This window comes from Micromonospora sp. NPDC048040 (assembly GCF_055587185.1).
The window spans coordinates 1-17,286 of the sequence record NZ_JBVJGT010000088.1 but is presented as its reverse complement, the minus strand read 5'-3'; the positions used below and the strand labels follow the sequence as shown (position 1 = coordinate 17,286).

Annotated in this window: 19 protein-coding genes and 2 tRNA genes; 4 read left to right on the top strand and 17 right to left on the bottom strand. The window is 69.7% G+C overall.

The window, feature by feature from the left end; all coding sequences use genetic code 11:
* The first annotated feature begins 587 nt into the window (after nucleotides 1–587).
* Complete coding sequence (locus tag ACZ6O2_RS35090; protein ID WP_350708377.1) at nucleotides 588–815, top strand: hypothetical protein; 228 nt, start codon at nucleotides 588–590, stop codon at nucleotides 813–815.
* Between the two features lie 3 nt (nucleotides 816–818).
* On the opposite strand, the gene ACZ6O2_RS35085 is transcribed toward ACZ6O2_RS35090, so the two are convergent.
* The 6 genes from ACZ6O2_RS35085 to ACZ6O2_RS35060 all read right to left on the bottom strand — a co-directional run bounded on the left by ACZ6O2_RS35085 (nucleotide 819) and on the right by ACZ6O2_RS35060 (nucleotide 6,334).
* A complete protein-coding gene (locus ACZ6O2_RS35085) occupies nucleotides 819–1,616 on the bottom strand; it encodes a carbon-nitrogen hydrolase family protein (RefSeq protein WP_466026005.1) in 798 nt (265 codons plus the stop codon).
* A 175-nt stretch (nucleotides 1,617–1,791) separates the two neighbouring features.
* Nucleotides 1,792–3,087, bottom strand: coding sequence for an ATP-dependent Clp protease ATP-binding subunit ClpX (clpX, locus tag ACZ6O2_RS35080; protein ID WP_350708380.1), 1,296 nt, complete (start codon nucleotides 3,085–3,087; stop codon nucleotides 1,792–1,794).
* 206 nt (nucleotides 3,088–3,293) lie between these two features.
* Entirely contained in the window at nucleotides 3,294–3,956 is a 663-nt protein-coding gene (locus ACZ6O2_RS35075) for an ATP-dependent Clp protease proteolytic subunit (RefSeq protein ID WP_357462851.1), read from the bottom strand.
* 10 nt (nucleotides 3,957–3,966) lie between these two features.
* Complete coding sequence (locus ACZ6O2_RS35070) at nucleotides 3,967–4,608, bottom strand: ATP-dependent Clp protease proteolytic subunit (RefSeq protein ID WP_350685012.1); 642 nt, start codon at nucleotides 4,606–4,608, stop codon at nucleotides 3,967–3,969.
* A gap of 169 nt (nucleotides 4,609–4,777) precedes the next feature.
* Entirely contained in the window at nucleotides 4,778–6,124 is a 1,347-nt protein-coding gene (gene tig, locus ACZ6O2_RS35065) for a trigger factor (RefSeq protein ID WP_350708384.1), read from the bottom strand.
* Between the two features lie 136 nt (nucleotides 6,125–6,260).
* Nucleotides 6,261–6,334 (bottom strand) — tRNA-Pro (locus ACZ6O2_RS35060).
* A gap of 202 nt (nucleotides 6,335–6,536) precedes the next feature.
* On the opposite strand from ACZ6O2_RS35060, the gene ACZ6O2_RS35055 reads away from it, so the two are divergent.
* Nucleotides 6,537–6,610 (top strand) — tRNA-Gly (locus tag ACZ6O2_RS35055).
* Between the two features lie 53 nt (nucleotides 6,611–6,663).
* On the opposite strand, the gene ACZ6O2_RS35050 is transcribed toward ACZ6O2_RS35055, so the two are convergent.
* The 11 genes from ACZ6O2_RS35050 to ACZ6O2_RS35000 all read right to left on the bottom strand — a co-directional run bounded on the left by ACZ6O2_RS35050 (nucleotide 6,664) and on the right by ACZ6O2_RS35000 (nucleotide 14,858).
* On the bottom strand, nucleotides 6,664–7,983 hold the full coding sequence (locus ACZ6O2_RS35050) for a tyrosine-type recombinase/integrase (protein WP_466026004.1): 1,320 nt from the start codon (nucleotides 7,981–7,983) through the stop codon (nucleotides 6,664–6,666).
* 2 nt (nucleotides 7,984–7,985) lie between these two features.
* Nucleotides 7,986–8,204, bottom strand: coding sequence for a helix-turn-helix domain-containing protein (locus tag ACZ6O2_RS35045; RefSeq protein ID WP_466026003.1), 219 nt, complete (start codon nucleotides 8,202–8,204; stop codon nucleotides 7,986–7,988).
* A 21-nt stretch (nucleotides 8,205–8,225) separates the two neighbouring features.
* On the bottom strand, nucleotides 8,226–9,938 hold the full coding sequence (locus ACZ6O2_RS35040; RefSeq protein WP_466026002.1) for a replication initiator: 1,713 nt from the start codon (nucleotides 9,936–9,938) through the stop codon (nucleotides 8,226–8,228).
* A 65-nt stretch (nucleotides 9,939–10,003) separates the two neighbouring features.
* Nucleotides 10,004–10,669 carry a DUF2637 domain-containing protein gene (locus ACZ6O2_RS35035; RefSeq protein ID WP_466026001.1) on the bottom strand — a complete coding sequence of 222 codons (666 nt, stop codon included), beginning with the start codon at nucleotides 10,667–10,669 and terminating at the stop codon, nucleotides 10,004–10,006.
* Nucleotides 10,666–12,093 carry an FtsK/SpoIIIE domain-containing protein gene (locus ACZ6O2_RS35030; protein ID WP_466026000.1) on the bottom strand — a complete coding sequence of 476 codons (1,428 nt, stop codon included), beginning with the start codon at nucleotides 12,091–12,093 and terminating at the stop codon, nucleotides 10,666–10,668. Before ACZ6O2_RS35030 ends, ACZ6O2_RS35035 begins: the two co-directional genes overlap by 4 nt.
* Nucleotides 12,084–12,311: a hypothetical protein gene (locus ACZ6O2_RS35025; RefSeq protein ID WP_466025999.1), complete on the bottom strand. Its 228-nt coding sequence runs from the start codon at nucleotides 12,309–12,311 to the stop codon at nucleotides 12,084–12,086. Before ACZ6O2_RS35025 ends, ACZ6O2_RS35030 begins: the two co-directional genes overlap by 10 nt.
* Nucleotides 12,312–12,475: 164 nt before the next feature.
* Nucleotides 12,476–12,904, bottom strand: coding sequence for a hypothetical protein (locus ACZ6O2_RS35020; RefSeq protein WP_466025998.1), 429 nt, complete (start codon nucleotides 12,902–12,904; stop codon nucleotides 12,476–12,478).
* Nucleotides 12,905–13,277: 373 nt separating this feature from the next.
* Nucleotides 13,278–14,003, bottom strand: coding sequence for a GntR family transcriptional regulator (locus ACZ6O2_RS35015; protein WP_466025997.1), 726 nt, complete (start codon nucleotides 14,001–14,003; stop codon nucleotides 13,278–13,280).
* Between the two features lie 75 nt (nucleotides 14,004–14,078).
* Nucleotides 14,079–14,354 carry a hypothetical protein gene (locus ACZ6O2_RS35010; protein WP_466025996.1) on the bottom strand — a complete coding sequence of 92 codons (276 nt, stop codon included), beginning with the start codon at nucleotides 14,352–14,354 and terminating at the stop codon, nucleotides 14,079–14,081.
* On the bottom strand, nucleotides 14,351–14,593 hold the full coding sequence (locus tag ACZ6O2_RS35005) for a hypothetical protein (protein ID WP_466025995.1): 243 nt from the start codon (nucleotides 14,591–14,593) through the stop codon (nucleotides 14,351–14,353). Before ACZ6O2_RS35005 ends, ACZ6O2_RS35010 begins: the two co-directional genes overlap by 4 nt.
* A complete protein-coding gene (locus tag ACZ6O2_RS35000) occupies nucleotides 14,586–14,858 on the bottom strand; it encodes a hypothetical protein (RefSeq protein ID WP_466025994.1) in 273 nt (90 codons plus the stop codon). The genes ACZ6O2_RS35005 and ACZ6O2_RS35000 overlap by 8 nt, the downstream gene beginning before the upstream one ends.
* 368 nt (nucleotides 14,859–15,226) lie before the next feature.
* On the opposite strand from ACZ6O2_RS35000, the gene ACZ6O2_RS34995 reads away from it, so the two are divergent.
* Nucleotides 15,227–16,450 (top strand): helix-turn-helix domain-containing protein, encoded by a 1,224-nt coding sequence (locus ACZ6O2_RS34995; protein ID WP_466025993.1) that lies wholly within the window; start codon nucleotides 15,227–15,229, stop codon nucleotides 16,448–16,450.
* 24 nt (nucleotides 16,451–16,474) lie between these two features.
* Nucleotides 16,475–16,942: an NUDIX domain-containing protein gene (locus tag ACZ6O2_RS34990; protein ID WP_466025992.1), complete on the top strand. Its 468-nt coding sequence runs from the start codon at nucleotides 16,475–16,477 to the stop codon at nucleotides 16,940–16,942.
* Nucleotides 16,943–17,286 lie beyond the last annotated feature (344 nt).

Here is a 17,286-nt window from a genome sequence, read left to right as displayed (position 1 = left end):
AACAAACCATAAAGGCTTGCCAGCCCGGGGTATCAAACAATTTGGCACTGGCTTATCAAGCACCCTGTTGAGTTCTCAAAGAACAACCACACACCACTCAGGCATCCCACATCGTGGGAGCCCGCTTGGGGCAACTTCTCTACCTTACTCGGCTCACTTCGCGTTGTCAACCCCGTGTCCGAGATGATCAACGTTCGGTGCTCCAGATCCACGATGACGCACGCCGTATCACGGCGGTCGTTTCTGTCGTGGGAACCGCAGACCGGCCGATCGCCGCTCTGCGGCTATCCGCCCGGCTCCTGCCGGCTTCAGCACTCTACCCGGTCAGTCTCGCGATCGCAACCCCGTGTCGGAGTGTCTTCGCACCGCCCGATTCCCAGTCTCGCTCGGCGTCTCCGCCACGAGCCTGGTGCCCGTTGTCAGCCGGTTTGCCCGACATCCCGCGTGCAGAGAGAAAGTTACGCGGACTGCCCCGGGAAGGCAAATCAGCGTCCGTCACTGCCCGGCTGTCGCCGGCGGAGACGGTCCCGCATTCGTGATGGCAGCACAGGGTCCGCACGGGGCTCCGCCGTGCCAGAGTGTTCGTCATGGACGACCTCACCCGCCCCCGGCCGGCGGTGCTCGCCGAGGACGCGCTGCTCGGGCTGCTGCTGCCGTTCTGGCAGTTGGTCATCGGCGCCTTCGTGCTCTTCGTCCTCGTGGTGTCGGTGGCACGACTGGCCCGACGGGGGCGGTCCCGGATGACGACGGCCCTCCTCGTCACGGCCGCGGCGATCGCCGGCTTCGCCGTGGTGGGCGTGCTGCTGCAGGGCTGACGCCTACAGGCGCCGATTCGCCAGGCTCGGCAACTCGGCACGGATCGTCCGCAGCCGGTCGAGATCGAGGTCGGCGACGGCGACACCCGGCCCGTCGGGCACCTGGGTGAGCACCGTCCCCCACGGGTCGACCACCATGCTGCGCCCGAAGCAGGTCCGGCCCGGTTCGTGGTCGCCGGTCTGCCCCGCCGCGGCGACGAAACACTGGTTCTCGATCGCCCGCGCGCGCAGCAGCACCTCCCAGTGGTCGCGCCCGGTGTGCAGCATGAAGGCCGCCGGCACCACCAGCAACTGGGCGCCGCCGTCCGTGGCGAGCTGCCGGTACAGCTCCGGGAAGCGGAGGTCGTAGCAGATCGACAGTCCGACACGGAGCCCCTCGACGTCGACCACCACCGGCTGGTCGCCGGGGGCGACGGTGGCGGACTCCAGGTAGGAGACCCGGCCGGGGATCTCCACGTCGTACAGGTGGATCTTGCGATAGGTGGCCGCGAGCGTTCCGGAGCGGTCGAGGACCAGGGTGGTGTTCCAGGTGCGGGCCGGGTCCGGCCCGCGCTCGTGGATCGACCCGGCGATCACCCAGATGCCCAGCCGGCGCGCGACGCCGGCGAAGAACTGCCCCACCTCGCCGTCCACCGGCTCCGGCTCGGGCAGGCCGGCGGCGGGGCCGAGGTAGTCGACGTACTCCGGCAGGAGGGCGACGTCCGCACCGGCCGCGGCGGCGCGCTCCAGCAGGGCCTCGGCGGCCGCGAGGTTGGCCTTACGGTCGTCCCGGGCGTTGAGCTGGCAGACGGCGACGCGCATGGGGATCAGCGTACGACCGGACCGGGCCACGGCGCGACGGCGCGACGGTGGCAACCGTCGAACACTCCGCCCCGGTCTCCGCCTCACCCGCTGCCGACGCTCACCGCCTCCTGGAAACGCCGACCGCGCCCGACCTCGACGGACGGGCGCGGTGGCAGTGGCGGTGGCGGTGGGTTCAGGCCGACTTCTCCTCGCGGTCCCGCCGGGCGCGGCGGCCGGTGAACTCGCGGGGAACGATCGTCGGGTTCACGTTCTCCAGGACCACCTCGCGGGTGATCAGCACCCGCGCGGCGTCGGGGTTGCTCGGCACCTCGTACATCACGGAGAGCAGGACCTCTTCCATGATCGCGCGCAGGCCGCGGGCACCGGTGCCGCGCAGCATCGCCTGGTCGGCGATCGCCTCCAGCGCCGGCTCCTCGAACTCCAGCTCGACGCCGTCGAGCTCGAAGAGGCGCTGGTACTGCCGGACGAGGGCGTTGCGCGGCTCGGTGAGGATGCGCACCAGCGCGGTGCGGTCCAGGCTGCGCACGTTGGTGATCACCGGGAGCCGGCCGATGAACTCGGGGATCAGCCCGAACTTCAGCATGTCCTCCGGCATGACCTGGCTGAAGATGTCGTCGGTCGACCGCTCGCTGACCGACCGGAGCCGGGCGCCGAAGCCCGTGCCGCCGTGGCCGGTGCGGGCCTCGATGATCTGGTCGAGCCCGGCGAAGGCGCCGCCGCAGATGAACAGCACGTTGGTGGTGTCGATCTGGATGAACTCCTGGTGCGGGTGCTTACGCCCGCCCTGCGGCGGCACGTTGGCCACCGTGCCTTCCAGCATCTTGAGCAGCGCCTGCTGGACACCCTCGCCGGAGACGTCCCGCGTGATCGACGGGTTCTCCGACTTGCGGGCGATCTTGTCGACCTCGTCGATGTAGATGATGCCGGTCTCGGCGCGCTTGATGTCGTAGTCCGCCGCCTGGATCAGCTTGAGGAGGATGTTCTCCACGTCCTCGCCCACGTAGCCGGCCTCGGTGAGCGCGGTGGCGTCGGCGATGGCGAACGGCACGTTCAGCATCCGCGCCAGCGTCTGCGCCAGGTGGGTCTTACCGCACCCCGTCGGGCCGAGCAGCAGGATGTTGGACTTGGCCAGCTCGACGGCGTCGCTGCCGGAACCCGGCGCGCCGGCCGCATCGGCCTGGATCCGCTTGTAGTGGTTGTAGACCGCGACGGCGAGCGCCTTCTTGGCCTGGTCCTGCCCGACCACGTAGTTGTCGAGGAACTGGCAGATCTCCATCGGCTTGGGAAGCTCTTCCCACTTCACCTCGCCGGACTCGGCCAACTCCTCCTCGATGATCTCGTTGCAGAGATCGATGCACTCGTCGCAGATGTAGACCCCTGGGCCCGCGATGAGCTTCTTGACCTGCTTCTGCGACTTGCCGCAGAAGGAGCATTTCAGTAGGTCGCCGCCGTCACCGATCCGTGCCACCTACGTTCTCCCTGCACTCATCGGCCGGAGACCCGGCCCTGACCTGCGGACGGTGCGCCGCCCGCCTCGTTCACCCAGCCGGAGGACCGGCGGAGCGGTACAGACCCGACGTTACCCGCTGGCGGAGTTTTCTCCGACCCCCAAAACGGGTGTGTCAGACGGTCGGCCGGGAGCGGACTCCCGGCCGACCTCGACGTGAAAACTGCTCAGCTGGCGGCGTTGGCCGCCAGCAGGCCCTTCTTGCGGCTGGTGAGGATGGTGTCCACCAGCCCGTACTCCCGGGACTCCTCGGCCGTCATGATCTTGTCACGGTCGATGTCCTTGCGAACCTTCTCCATCGGCTGGTTGCAGTGCCGGGAGAGCATCTCCTCGAGCTGGGTCCGCATCCGCAGGATCTCCCGGGCCTGGATCTCGATGTCCGAGCCCTGCCCGTAGCCGCCCTCGGTGGCCGGCTGGTGGATGATGATCCGTGAGTTCGGCAGCGCCATGCGCTTGCCCGGGGTGCCGGCGGCCAGCAGCACGGCCGCGGCGCTCGCGGCCTGGCCGAGGCAGACCGTCTGGATGTCCGGCCGGACGTACTGCATGGTGTCGTAGATCGCCGTCATGGCGGTGAACGAACCACCCGGCGAGTTGATGTACATGATGATGTCGCGGTCCGGGTCGGTGCCCTCGAGCGTCAGCAGCTGCGCCATCACGTCGTTGGCCGACGCGTCGTCGACCTGGACGCCGAGGAAGATGATCCGGTCCTCGAAGAGCTTGTTGTACGGGTTCGACTCCTTGACCCCGTACGACGTGCGCTCGACGAACGACGGCAGGACGTAGCGGTTGTGCACGGCCGCGAACTGCGGCGGCAGGCTCAGGTCGGTCATCGTCAACTCCTCAGCTCAGGGTCCCGGCGCCTTCCGGAACCTGCGTGGCTCCGGTGATCACCTTGTCGATGAAGCCGTAGTCCGTGGCCTCCTGGGCGGTGAACCAGCGGTCGCGGTCGGAATCCGCCTCGATCTGCGCCTGGCTCTGCCCGGTGTGGAAGGCGACCCGCTCCTGGAACATCCGCTTGGTGTAGAGCATCTGCTCCGCCTGGATGGCGATGTCCGACGCCGTGCCGCCCATGCCGCCGGACGGCTGGTGCATCATGATCCGCGCGTGCGGCAGGGCGTAACGCTTGCCCTTGGTGCCGGCGCAGAGCAGCAGCTGGCCCATCGAGGCCGCCATGCCCATCGCCACGGTCGACACGTCGTTGTCGATGAACTGCATGGTGTCGTAGATCGCCATGCCCGAGTAGACCGAGCCACCCGGCGAGTTGATCCACAGGTTGATGTCGCGGTCCGGGTCCTCCGCGGCGAGCAGCAGGAGCTGCGCGCAGATGCGGTTGGCGACCTGGTCGGTCACCTCGCTGCCCAGGAAGATGATCCGCTCCTTGAGCAACCGGTTGTAGACCGAGTCATCGAGGTTGCCAATGTTGTCGCCACCGCGGGCCTCGATAGCCCGGAGCGGCATCGCTTGCATGTGCATGTCGGTCATGGCAGCCCTTCGCTCTCCGTACCGTCCTACCCGACACTAACCGCTCAGCCGGGTGGCAGAGTCCCGGTCCGGGCAGTGTTCGCTAACAGCGCAGCCCCGGAGACGTACCCCGGAAAAGGGATCGGGCCGCCGTCCACCGCAAGCGGCGGACGGCGGCCTCACCCGACGATCAGTGCTCGTGGTTGTGCTCGGCCTCGCTCTCGGCGCGGAGGGCGTCGAGCGTCACCTCGTTGCCGGCCGAGTCCTTGATCTTGATGCGCTCCATGACCGAGGCCAGGGCCTTGCCGCGCCGCACGTCCCCGAAGACGGCACCGGCAGCGCCGGAGCGGACCAGCTGGTCGTAGTACTGCTGCGGGGCCATCCCGGCGCGCTGGGCCCGGTGCACGATCTCGTGGCCGAACTCGTCGTCGCTGACCTGGACCTCCTCGGCGTCGGCGAGGGTGTCCAGCAGCAGCTGGATCTTGACGCCCTCGGTCGCCGCCTCGGTCAGCTCGGCGTCGATCTGCTCCTCGGTCTTCTCCTCGGCCGCCAGGTATTCCTCCAGGGAGGCCCCGATGCGCTCGAGCTGGTCGACCATCGCCTGCTTGCGGCTCTCGACCTCCTCGCGGACGACCCCCTCCGGCGCCGGCACCTCGGCGGCGGCGACGAGCTGCTCCAGGGCCTTGTCGCGGGCGGCGTAGATCTGCTCGACCCGCTTGCCCCGGGTGACCCGCTCGCGCACGTCCCCGCGCAGCTCCTCGATGCTGTCGAACTCGCTCGCCATCTGGGCGAACTCGTCGTCGAGCTCCGGCAGCTCCTTCTCCTTGACCGTGCGGACGGTCACCGCCACCTCGGCGTCGCGGCCGGCGAAGTCGCCGCCGACGAGCTGGGTGGTGAAGGAGGTGCTCTCGCCGGCGGACAGGCCGACGACGGCCTCGTCCAGGCCCGGGAGGAGCTGCTTGCTGCCGACCTCGTGGGAGATGTTGCTCGCCTGGCCGCCCGGCACGTCCTCGCCGTCGACGGTCGCGTTCAGGTCGATCTGGACGTAGTCGCCCTCCTGGGCGGCCCGCTCGACGGTCTTCAGGGTGGCGAAGCGCTCGCGCAGGTTCTTCACCTGCTCGTCGATCTCGCTGTCGTCGATCTGCAGCTCGTCGACGGTCACCTCGATGGTGGCCGGGTCCGGCAGGGTGATCTCCGGGCGGACGTCGACCTCGGCGGTGAAGTTCAGCGAGTCACCGTCATTGAACTCGGTGATCTCGACCTCGGGACGGCCGAGCGTCTTCAGGTCGTGCTCGCGGACGGCGGCGAGGATGTTCTGCGGGATGGCCTCCTGGACCGCCTCGTTGAGGACGGTGCCCCGGCCGACCCGCTGGTCGATCACGGCCGCCGGAACCTTGCCCTTGCGGAAGCCGGGAACCTGGACCTGCTGCCCGATCTCCCGGTACGCCTTCTTGAGGCTCGGCTCGAGCTCGACGAACGGCACCTCGATGGCGAGCCGCACGCGCGTCGGGCTCAGAGTCTCGACGGTGCTCTTCACAGGCGTACTCCTTGACGGATCTCGGTTTTAGTCTGGGCGTGATAAGCCCATCGAGTGTAGGCGAGCCGGCCGGGCGCACCGGCAGCGGCCGGGGACCGCGCGGAGGGCGACCCCGGCGACCGGCCGCGGACGACAGTCGGGGTGGCGGGATTTGAACCCACGGCCCCTCGCTCCCAAAGCGAGTGCGCTACCAAGCTGCGCCACACCCCGTGGCGACGAGCAGTCTATGCGGTCGCGGCCCGCGCGACGTGCCGGGGCGTCACCCAACGCGCCGAACGGGGACCAACCGGACACCGGGTGCGCCGACCACCCCTGCACCGGACGACGGCACGCGCCGCGCCGGGATACGGCTGAGCGGACGGGGTGGGCCATTGGGTACGCTGTCGGCGCGCCCCGCAGCGTCGGGGCGTACGCGGGCGTAGCTCAATGGCAGAGCTTCAGTCTTCCAAACTGACGGTGCGGGTTCGATTCCCGTCGCCCGCTCCACAGCTTCCGGCCCAGGTCAACGGCGTTCTCGCCGAGCCTGGGCCGTTCTCGTTTCAGCCCTCTTTGATCTTGCGTGCCATTGGCGTGCCAGTAGCGCCGGCCGTGCCGTCCGAGGCGGGTTCGCGTGCCGATCGCTTCGGCTTCGTGCCCTTGGTCGCCTTACCTGCCACCGCCTTCTCCTTGGGCGCGTTCTGCTTGGCCGCCTTGGTCTTGCTCGCCTTGTCCTTGGCCTTGCTCGCCTTGGCCGGCGCCGTCGCCCGCTTCGCCTGCTTGACGATCCGGCGGTCCATGGCGTCGGCGATCTCCCGGTCCCGCTCGCTGTTGGCGTGCTGGTAGATCAGGGCCGCTCGCATGCTCGCGTGGCCCATCCGGTGCATCAGGTCCCGGGTGCTGGCCCCGGTCGCCGCCGCCAGGTTGTTTCCCGTGTGCCGCAGGTCGTGGAAATGGAAGCCCTCTGGCATGCCAGCCGCCCGCAGCGCCGCCGCCCAGCCGACCGCCCGCCGGAAGTTGCCGGAACGCAGCACCGCCCCCTTGTCCCCGGTGAACACCAGCGCCTCCGGCTCCTCCCCGACGTACTCGGCCAGGTGATCGGCGAGCGCCGTACGCGCCGCAGCCGGCAGGGTCACCGTCCGGTTGCCCGCTTCCGACTTCGGCGGCCCGAACTCCATCCGACTGCGCAGCGCCGCCAGCTTCCGCGGCACCCGTACCGTGCCCGCCGTCAGGTCGACGTCCGAGCGGCGCAGCGCCGCCAGCTCGCCCCAGCGAAGACCGGAGAACGCGGCGACGATCACCAGCGCGGAGAACCGGGGCGGCATCCGCTCGGCGAGCGCGAGCACCTGGGCGACGGTCGCCACCGGACGCTCAGGCGTGTGATAGCGGTCATAGCCAGGGATTCGGCAGGGGTTCTGCCGAATCAGCTCGTCCTCTTTAACGGCGGTGTTCAGGATCGCCCGAAGAAGTGAGTACGCCTTGACCGCCTGCGGCTCCGTGGTGCCACCGTCGAGCAGCGTCCGGCGCCAGGTGCGGATGGTCTGCGGCTTGATCGCACCCAGGGCGAGCGCGCCGAGGTGCGGGCGGATGTGCAGCCGGAACAGGTCTTCGTAGTTCTCCCGCGTGCGCGGCTGGAGCTTGCGTTCGGCGATCCACTTCCGGCCGTACGGCTCAAGCTTGATCTCCCCCGCCTCCGGGGCCGTCCACTCCCCCTTGATGATTTCCGACTCCACCACGGTCAGCCACTTGGTCGCCTGGCGCTCGGTTTCGAAGGTGTGCGGCGCCTTCCGCTCCAACCCGTCCGGGCCGAGGTACCGCGCCTGGTACCGGCCCGAGGGGAGACGACGCACGTTGCCGAAACGCCGCCGGCCCTTGCTGGCCACCGTCAGGCCACCTCCCCCAGGTATTCGCGCAGGTGCGCCCGGCTCATCGGTACGACCCGGTTGCTGTCGATGTAGGCGGCGACGGCCGACGCCTCAAAGCGCACCAGGCGGCCGACCTTGACGAAGGCGATCCGTCGTTCGGCGACCAGCCGGCGGACGAATCGCGGCGTTGCCTTCAGGCGAGCGGCGACCTCGTCAGCGGTCAACAGCTCGTCGTTCATGCGGTTGCTCCTCGCAGGGGTTCAGGCCGCGAGCGCGGCGGGTTGTGCGGTTGCCGAAACGGTGGCGGCTGTTCGTATCCGGGCGGTGTCGAGGTCAGCGCGCCAGCGAATGCGGGCGGATATCGCGCGCAGGAGTCGGTGTTCCAGCGGCGGCACGTCCGGGTCTTCCGGCCGGGCGAGTTCGAACCGGTACCGCTTCGACCCGTCTGCCTCGTCGGCGGCCTGGTCGTGCTCTTCGGTGTCGGCCATGCCGCCCGCGAGGATCGCCCGCACCCAGGACCGGTTGTCGGCGCGATGGTCGGCGAGGGTCTTGCCGGACCACTGCCGCGAGACGAGCACGCGCCGGCCGGTGAAGCCGAGGGTGGAGCGCTGGTGCACCTTTCCCGTGCAGCGGCCGGGGGTCAAGCCGGCCTTGACCCCGTCGGGCTGGACTCCGTACAGCAGCCAGTTGGCGCACGTCGGCGAGCACGGCAGCACGGCCAGCTCTGCGTGCAGGCGGTCGAAGTGCGCCTTCTGCGCGTCGGAGCGCGGCTTGGCCTGGTCGGTCAGATCCTTGGTGACGTACTTGGTCACGTAGCGAATCGACCGCTCCGCATCTTTCGTGCCCTGCTCGATACCCCGAGCGTCGATCCGCCCGAGCCGGGCCACGTAGGCGGGGCGGCTGTCGGGCTCCTCCAGGGCGTCGAGTGCTTCGCCCCAGGTGGGCAGTGGCTCGCGCGTCTTCGGGTCGACGTAGGCCTGTTGGTCGACGTCCCAGACCGGCGGCTTGTCGACCGAGTACGTGAGTTCGTCGAAGGGCGGCCACCACACTTGGTGATAGGTGGCCGCCGCGATCTGCTTGAGCAGCCGGCGGGGCAGGGTGCCGCGGATGGCGAAGTGCGCGTGTGGGGCGAGCCGCCGTTGCAGCTCGACGGCACCGGCGTACTGGACGTTCCAACCGGCGGCACGACGCACGTTCTGCCACCACCGGTCGAGGACCCGCGCGAAGTGAATCGCATCCAGGGCGGCCCGCCGGTAGTCGTAGCTGCCCGGGTCAACCGGAGTGCCGAGCACGTCGTCATACGGGCCGTGGCGCTGGCCGCACTCGCAGGGGGCGACGTAGGCGCCGCGCCGGAGGTGGGAGTGGACCGGGCCGTGTGAGCCCAGGGTCAGCGTGACGAGCATCGACGGCCGGTGGGTCTTGCCTGCCTTGCCCGAGTAGGCGCGGCCGACGGTGCGCGGGTTGACGGTCAGGCGTGGCAGGTCTGGGGAGTCCTGGCGCCGCCTGGTCGATCGCTTGCGGCGAGGCCGCTCGTCGCGCTCTTTCGGGGTGAGGTGGCCGCGCAGGCTGGTTTCGGCGAGAGCTTCGTCCAGCTCGGCTATCGCGGCGTCGATCTCGGCCAGGTGCGCGGCCCGCTCGTCGGGCGTCATGGGCTGGTACTGCGCGGCTTCCCGCTCGAACTCCAGGTGCGCCCGGACCCGCACGAGGGCGAGTACGTCCTCTCCAGGCTTGTCTGGGCGGACGGCGGGTTCCTCGGCGAGGTGCCAGCCCTCCCGGATCTGCTGGATGCGCAGCCGCCGGCCCCGCTCCGCGCACGGCTTGCACTTCGCCGCCAGGGTCGCCCCGCAGGGCACTTCGACAACTTCGGTAAGGCCGGTGGCGGTGTCGGTACGGCGCAGAGCGAGAGGGCGGACGCAGACGCCGTTCTGTTCGGCGAGCTGCTTGAGCGCATCCTTGGCCAAGGGCTTACGCATCCGGTCCGCCCGCGATCCCGGCCGGGGCTGCTCGGGGGTATTCGTGGTGACGATTTCGAGTTGGCTCACCGGTCACGCTCCCCGCCGAAGACGCTGCCGTTGCGGGGCGCGAACGCCGCCGCCGGCACGGGCACCAGTCCCGGCCGCCGCTCCGCCGGCGTCACCGGCACCGGACGGAGAGCCATCGGCCGAGGCTGCTTGTCGGTGGTCTCCATCGCGACGGTCGCCGCCTGGTCCTCGTTGACGAGGTCGGCGGACGGCCGTACCTCAGTCGGGTCGTAGCCGGGCGGCATATCGCCCCAAGCGTTGGCGTCTGCCTGCTTGTCGACGGACGCCGCTGCCGGGGTGGTGGAGAAGACGAGCTTGGACAGGCCGAGGAACGCCAGCGCCGGCACGGCCGACAGCAGCCACCCGGACACGCCCGGCTTGGCCACGGCGAGTTGCGCGGACAGGGACAGCGCGACGGCGCAGACGAGCAGGAACATCGGGTACCTGATCGGTCCGCCGGTGCGTCGGCGCCGCCGGATGGTCAGCAGCGCCGCGAGGGGCAGCAGTTCGGAGATAGCGGCGTTGGCCCAGCCGAACCAGTCCCCCGTACCGGTCGGGGAGTTGGCCATGGTCCAGTCGTGGACGTGCGTGAACGACGCCGCCCCGGCCAGCCCGCCGACGGTCAGGACGATGAGCACCAGGACCACGCCCTCCACCCGGTCCGCGTTGGCGTTGGTCTTCACTTGGTCACCTCCTGCTCGTCGGTGTCGTCCAGTCGCCGGTAGGTGCGGCCGAGTTGGCGGATGTCGTCGTCGGTGAGGTAGGCGAAGCGGACCCGTACGGGTTCGCGGACGCCGTCGAGGACGACGAACCCGACACCGGGGGCCGATTCGGGGATGCGATCGCACAGCGCTCCCCGGTCACGGGCACTGTCACCGAGGACCATGTCCACCTGCTCCGGCTCGGTCAGCCGCAGGCCGATGCGGGTCGGGAACAGGTCCCGAAACGGCAGCACGTCCTTACGCGGATCTTGGAGCGCGGCGACCACATGCACGCCGACGGCGCGCCCCTGGCTGAGGAGGAGGCCGAGGGCTTCCTTGATCCGGTCGCGGACCTTTCGGTCGGTGATGTACGCCGTCAACGCCGCCAGCTCGTCGACGAGTAACACGATGAGCGGTTCCTCCGGCGTCGGCGTGTGCTGGCGGGCGACCCCGCGCAGCCGGGCCGCCCGCACGCGCATCCGCTTGACAGCCTCTTCCAGGACGCCGGCCATGCCGTCGGGGTCGTCGTAGGAGAACCGGGCGAACAGCGGTACCCCGGCCGCCAGCTCCATGCCGCCCTTGGGGTCGAACGCCCACAGCTCCACCAACCCCGACCGGACACCGCCGGCCAGGGAGCGGATCAGCGACCACAGCACCGAGCCCTTGCCCGAGCCCGTGGCACCGGCGATCAGCACATGCGAGCCGGTCAAGCGCAGCTCATAGGGTTGCCCGTCCTCCCGCACACCGAGCGGCAGCCCGGCCAGGTCCGGCACGGCCGGCACCGGCAGCGGACCGACGACGGCGGCGAGAGGGTCACGGCGAAGGAACCGCAGCAGGACCTGATCCGGCCGGTCCGTGGACCGTGCCTGGCCCTGGCGGAGGCGGAAGGCGTAGGCGAGGCGTTCCGCGGCCTGCCCCCAATCGTCTGGGATCTGACCGGGCAGCATCCGGACGGTCACCTCGTCGCCGTAGCGGTCACAGCGCACCCGCAGCAGTTGCGGCACGTACCGGTCACCAGCAAACGCCGTCGCCAGCCCGCACGTCGCCATGACCGACGCCCACCGCCGCCGATACACCGTCAGGGCCCGGACGTGGCTGACGATCGGGTACCAACCGAACCGCAACCACGACGCCCGGTGCCACCGCCACCACCCCACACAGCCGGCGACCACGACCAGGACGACGCCGGCCAGGGCCAGGCCGCCGTACTCCGCCCGCACCCAGAGGGCGAGCACGGTGGGGGTGGTGAGCCACCAGTACCGGGCAGCCAGGATCGTGATCCGGAACAGGCCACGGGCCAGCCACCAGAACACCAGCAGCCAGCCCGGAACCCGCCACGCCGGTAGGCGCACGTTCATCGGCGCCACCGGGATCTTCTCTCCGGGGATGATGTTGATCAGAGGCACAGGTCACCACCCCGATCCGGGCGGGCCAGGGTGGCAATGCACGAGCGGCACGACATGCGCCGCAGGTCGAACCGGCGCGGCTTCACCCACTGCTCACAGCGGGGGCAGCGGATCGCGCACACCCGCGCCGAGGCCGGCGACAGCCGCAGCGCGGACCGGATCGCGGCCTCCACCTCCCGGTAGGTGCGCCGCAAGCCGACGAAGCGGGTGCGGGACATCAGGACCACCACCCCGACGAGCAGCGGCCCTCAGAGCAGTTCAGGGCAGGGGGAACTACGGTGGGCATCACGCCCTCCTTCACACATGAGGGATGGGAGAGCGCGGGACGGGCCGGGACTCTTGGCGGGTAAACGACCCGCCCCGCGCGCCAAACAGCGACCAGTCAGGCCGCCACCGAACCCGGCACCATCGACGCCGGCCGGATCGCGGTGGCCCGCAGCGAGTACGCCATGCGGGAGCGGCAGTCACCCGACGAGCGGCCCGGCTTGCACCGCTGCGAATCCACATACGGGGTCAGCGTCAGGCCCTCGAACTCCACCGCCGGCGGATAGCCCGGCACCGTCGACGGCGGCGGCACTGGCTGCTGCGCCGCCACCACCTTCACCTTCACCTCGGTCGACCGGCCGAACTTCCCCGCCTCCGGGTCCAGGTCCATCACCCGCACCACCCAGACCCGCTCGCCCGTTTCCTTGTCCCGCGCCTGGTTGTCCGCTTCACCCCGACGCTCGAAATCGATCTGCGGCGAGACGCCAAGGCAGAGCGCCCCGGCGGGGAACACGTACTCGGACGGGACCGGAACCTTCAACGTCATCGGAACCACGTGGACAGCCTCCTAGCCTTACCAGTCGTCTACCTGACAACCGGTTGAGCTAACAAGCTACGTCAGCTTGTAAACACAAGCAAGGTCGAAAGTGAGTTCATCGCACAATGTGGAGAGCATCTGTACCCACACGAGCAGAGGCCGAGGAGGCGCGCGTGGGAGAACGAGTGACAGCCGAGCGCCTAACGCTGGTGACCACCGTTGACCGATGGTTCCACCTGCACCGGCCAGTGCTGATCGAACATGGACAGTCCTACTGGATCGATCGCAACACCAGCGAGCTGTGCGTCGATCGAGGAGACGGCCGAATCACCCGAGCCCCTGGCTCACTGGGCTGCCGCTGCCGGCAGGGGACGCCAGGCAGTCAGGACAGCGCGTAGGTGTCTTCGATCTCGTGACGGCTGCCCGGCATCACCAACACGGAAGTCATGATCGGGTCGCCGGATGCCTGGTGCACGGTGATGACGACGCTCATCACCGACTCGTCGGCCGGCACGTCCAACGCCTCAGCCTCGACCTCGCCCACCCGGCGTGCCGTCATCCGCTCGGTAGCGTAGTCGGCCCGTAGGCCCTTCTGACGCGCGATGAGGTCGAGCAGGCCACCAGGGATCGGGTCCGGCTTGGTGATGTCGGTACCGGCCGCGATGTCCACCGGCACGAACGTGGCGACCAGGTCGACCGGGCCCGCCTCCGAGACGGTCCGACGGCGCCGCTCGTAGACCGGCGTACCCTCCGGGATCTTCAGCTCGGCCGCGATCCGCGGTGAGGCGAGCACCGGGCCGACATGCAGGATCTCGGTCTCCCCGGTCTCGTCCAGTTCGACCGCGTCGCGGGCGTATTCAGGCGACGTGCGACCGGCAGCGGGCCGGCCGCGTACGAAGCTGCCCTTGCCCTGCTGCGACTCGATCCAGCCGTCCTGCTTGAGGATGCCGAGCGCCTTGAGCACCGTCGGGCGGGACACCCCGAACTCCGTGCAGAGTTGGTTTTCCGAGGGCAGTGCCGCACCGGGGGCGTAGTCGCCGTCCTCGATGCGCTTCCGCAGCGTGTTCAACACGCGCAGGTATTTCGGCGTCGGAATCTCGTACGCCATCGCGGGCACCCCACCTATGAACGCTGCATGAATCTCAGCAGCTTATGAGTTGTTTGCATGACAGAACAAGTCAGCTCAGCCGTCCGGCGTCACACGCTTCACCGCTTCGGCCAGCCATCCTGACCAGGACGACAGAGCGTCTATCAGCTCAGGCCGAGACGCGCCCGGCCAACGACGCGGCAGGCAGCCGTACCGGCCGAACACCCGCAGTGCCGCCCGCCGTTGTGGGCACGGGCCTTCCTCGCCGCAGCCGGCGCAAAGCCCGTCCGCGCTCGACGGCGTGTGCCGGTCGAGCTGCGCCTGTGCCGCGCGGAGCTGGTCGCGCACGGCACCGGACAGGTACGTGGTCACCGGACTGGTCCTTGCGGCGGTAGCAGGCTGGCGCGTACCAGGATCTGTGCCTGCGGTCCCCGGCGGCCGGACGGGCTCAGCCTCATCCCCTCGACCCAGATCCACGGCTCATGCGCCGGGCGGTTGGCCACCAGCCGGACCCCGGTCACCCACAGGGTCACCGGCCCGTCCGAGGACCGGTAGCGGTCGGCAGCGTCGATCCGCAGCACCGAGCCGAGTCGTACCCGGACGTCAAACACGGCGCCTCCTCATCACCGGCGCCACGTTGCGAGGCGGCGCGTTGTCGGTCGTGCGTGGCCGGATCTGTAGGCCGGCGATCTGTACGAAGACCTCGCGCCGTTCCAGTGCCTTGCCGCTTGCCGGGTTGATCGAGTAGCCGGTGAGCCACACCCAGCCGTGGTACGTCGGTTTGTCGCAGACCGAGGTCACCCGCAGCCACAGCGCCCGGTCGCCGCCGAACTGCACCGAGGCCCGGCCGTCGATCAGCACCAAGTCGCCCGGCATTGGGACGCCCGGCCGGCGCGGTGCCGGCGTGCGAAGCGCCGAGGCGGGCGGGCCATTCACGGGTCGTCGTTCGGGTCGCGACCCCACGCCAGCACCCACCCCGGGCCAGCCTCAGCAGGTCGCCGAGCGACCGGAACCCGCGCAGTCCAGGCAGGACCGCCGGGCCAGGGAACGAGTGCGCTCCGACCCTCGCCCCATCCCCCGGATGGCGGTGCGGGCGAGGGTGTACTTCCAGCCCGCGCCGGAGCAGGATTGGCAGTTGCTCGATACGTTCAGCCCCGTCATGCAGACAGGTTGTGACACATTCCGCCCAGCGACCCGGAAAATCCTTCCGGGGTCGCCGCCGACCGAGGGGAGACAGTGACCCGGTGCGCGGGACGACCAACACCCTGACCATCGGCGAGCGCGTCGCCTGGTACCGCCGGCGGCGTGGCCTGTCCCAGGAGGTCCTGGCCGGGCTCATCGGCCGTACCGCCGACTGGCTGGGCAAGATCGAGAACAACCGGATCGAACTGGACCGGCTCTCCGTTATCAAGTCCCTCGCCGAAGTCCTGGACGTGTCCCTCGGCGACCTGCTCGGCGAACCCTCGCTGCTCGACTGGACCGGCGACAGCGGCACCGAAACGGTGCCCGCCCTGCGCGCCGCCCTGATGAACTACCGCGCCATTGCCCCGTTCGGCGGCAGCTCGCACGCGGAGCCGCCGAGCGTCACCGTGCTCAAGAAGGAGGTAGGCACCCTCTGGGACGCCTACCAGGACTCCCGATTTGGGTACGTCACCGGCCGCCTGCCCGACCTGCTCCACCGCGCCCAGGCCGCCGCCGATCACCACGACGGAGACGACCAGGACCAAGCCCGCCGGCTGCTCGGCCTCGCGTACCAGCTCGCGGCCACCCAGCTCACCAAGCTCGGAGAAAGCGACCTCGCCTGGATCGCCGCCGACCGTGGCTTGGCAGCCGTCCGGCCCACGGGCGACCCCCTCGTCACCGGCTCCCTGTTCCGCTCGGTCGGACACGCCCTGCACGCCACCGGCCGCTACGTCGAAGCCGTGCGACTCACCGAGGACGCCGCCGGCTACCTAGAGCCCCACCTGAAGCACGCCACGCCAGCGCTGCTCTCCGTATACGGAACCCTGTTCCTGTCCGGCTCGATGGCCGCAGCACGGTCCAACGATGCAGCCACCACCCGTACCTTCCTTGTCGCCGCCGACCACGCCGCCGGCCAGCTCGGCATCGACGCCAACCACCTTTGGACCGCGTTCGGCCCAACCAACGTCGCCATCCACCGCGTCGCCACCGCCGCCGAACTAGGAGACCTGCAAGTCGCCATCGACCTCGGCCCGCGCGTCGACACCGCCGGCCTACCGATGGAACGTCGGGTACGACACGCCCTCGAAGTCGCCCGCGCCTACAGTTCGTGGAACCGCATCGACGACGCCCAAGCCATCCTGCTCGACGCCGAACAGATGGCACCCGAGCAGGTCCGCCACCACTTCCTCAGCCGACAACTCGCCCTGACGTGGATCCGCCGGCAGCGCGGCAAGCCCCCGGCTCAACTGGTCGGACTGGCCCGGCGGCTCAAGGTGCTCGACTGAGCCCAGGCCATCTAGGCTGCCCTGGTGACGGCCAACGAGATGCCACCCATGGCAACCCCACGCGTCGCCGCAGGCGCCCTCTTCTTCGACGGCGAAGGCCGGGTGCTCCTCGTACGGCCCAGCTACAAAAAGCACTGGGACATCCCCGGCGGCTACGTCGAACCCGGCGAGTCACCGCGTGCGGCATGTGTGCGCGAAATCGAAGAGGAGCTAGGCATCACCACCGCCCTCGGCCCCATGCTCGTCGTTGACTGGGCACCGGCCGAGCACGAAGGAGACAAGATCCTCTTCGTCTTCGACGCCGGATCCCTCACTACAGAGCAGGAAAAGGCCATCCGCTTCGCGGACGGTGAACTCACCGAATGGCGCTACGTGACAGCAGAAGAGCTGGATCATCACGGACCGCCTCGACTCACTCGCAGACTCCGCACAGCGATCGCAGCGCGCAGCAGTGGCAACGCTGCTTATGCGGAGCACGGCGATGTCCTCTAGTCCAGGGTTGCGACACGGGTTCAATGCGGCCCGCACGGGCCGCACGCGCCGCCTAGGCGCGCGCCGGCCGCTGCCGCTGTCGCTCTGCGGCCGTCACGCCTGATGCCCGGGCTGGCGCGGAGAGCGGGGAGCCCCGAGGGCCGCCGCAGAACGATAGACGTTCACCGGTGGGGTGGGCCGGCAGTCGGCCGGCTCGCGGGGCCAGGACCCGCGCGGCGTAGGAAAGCGGACGCCGGTCGCCTCGGCGAGCGGCTGCGTCCAGGGAAGTGGTGTACGACTTGCCCGTGATGGGCGTGTTGCGTAGATGAGAGACGGCCATCGCGTCGATCCTTCAAGACGACCAA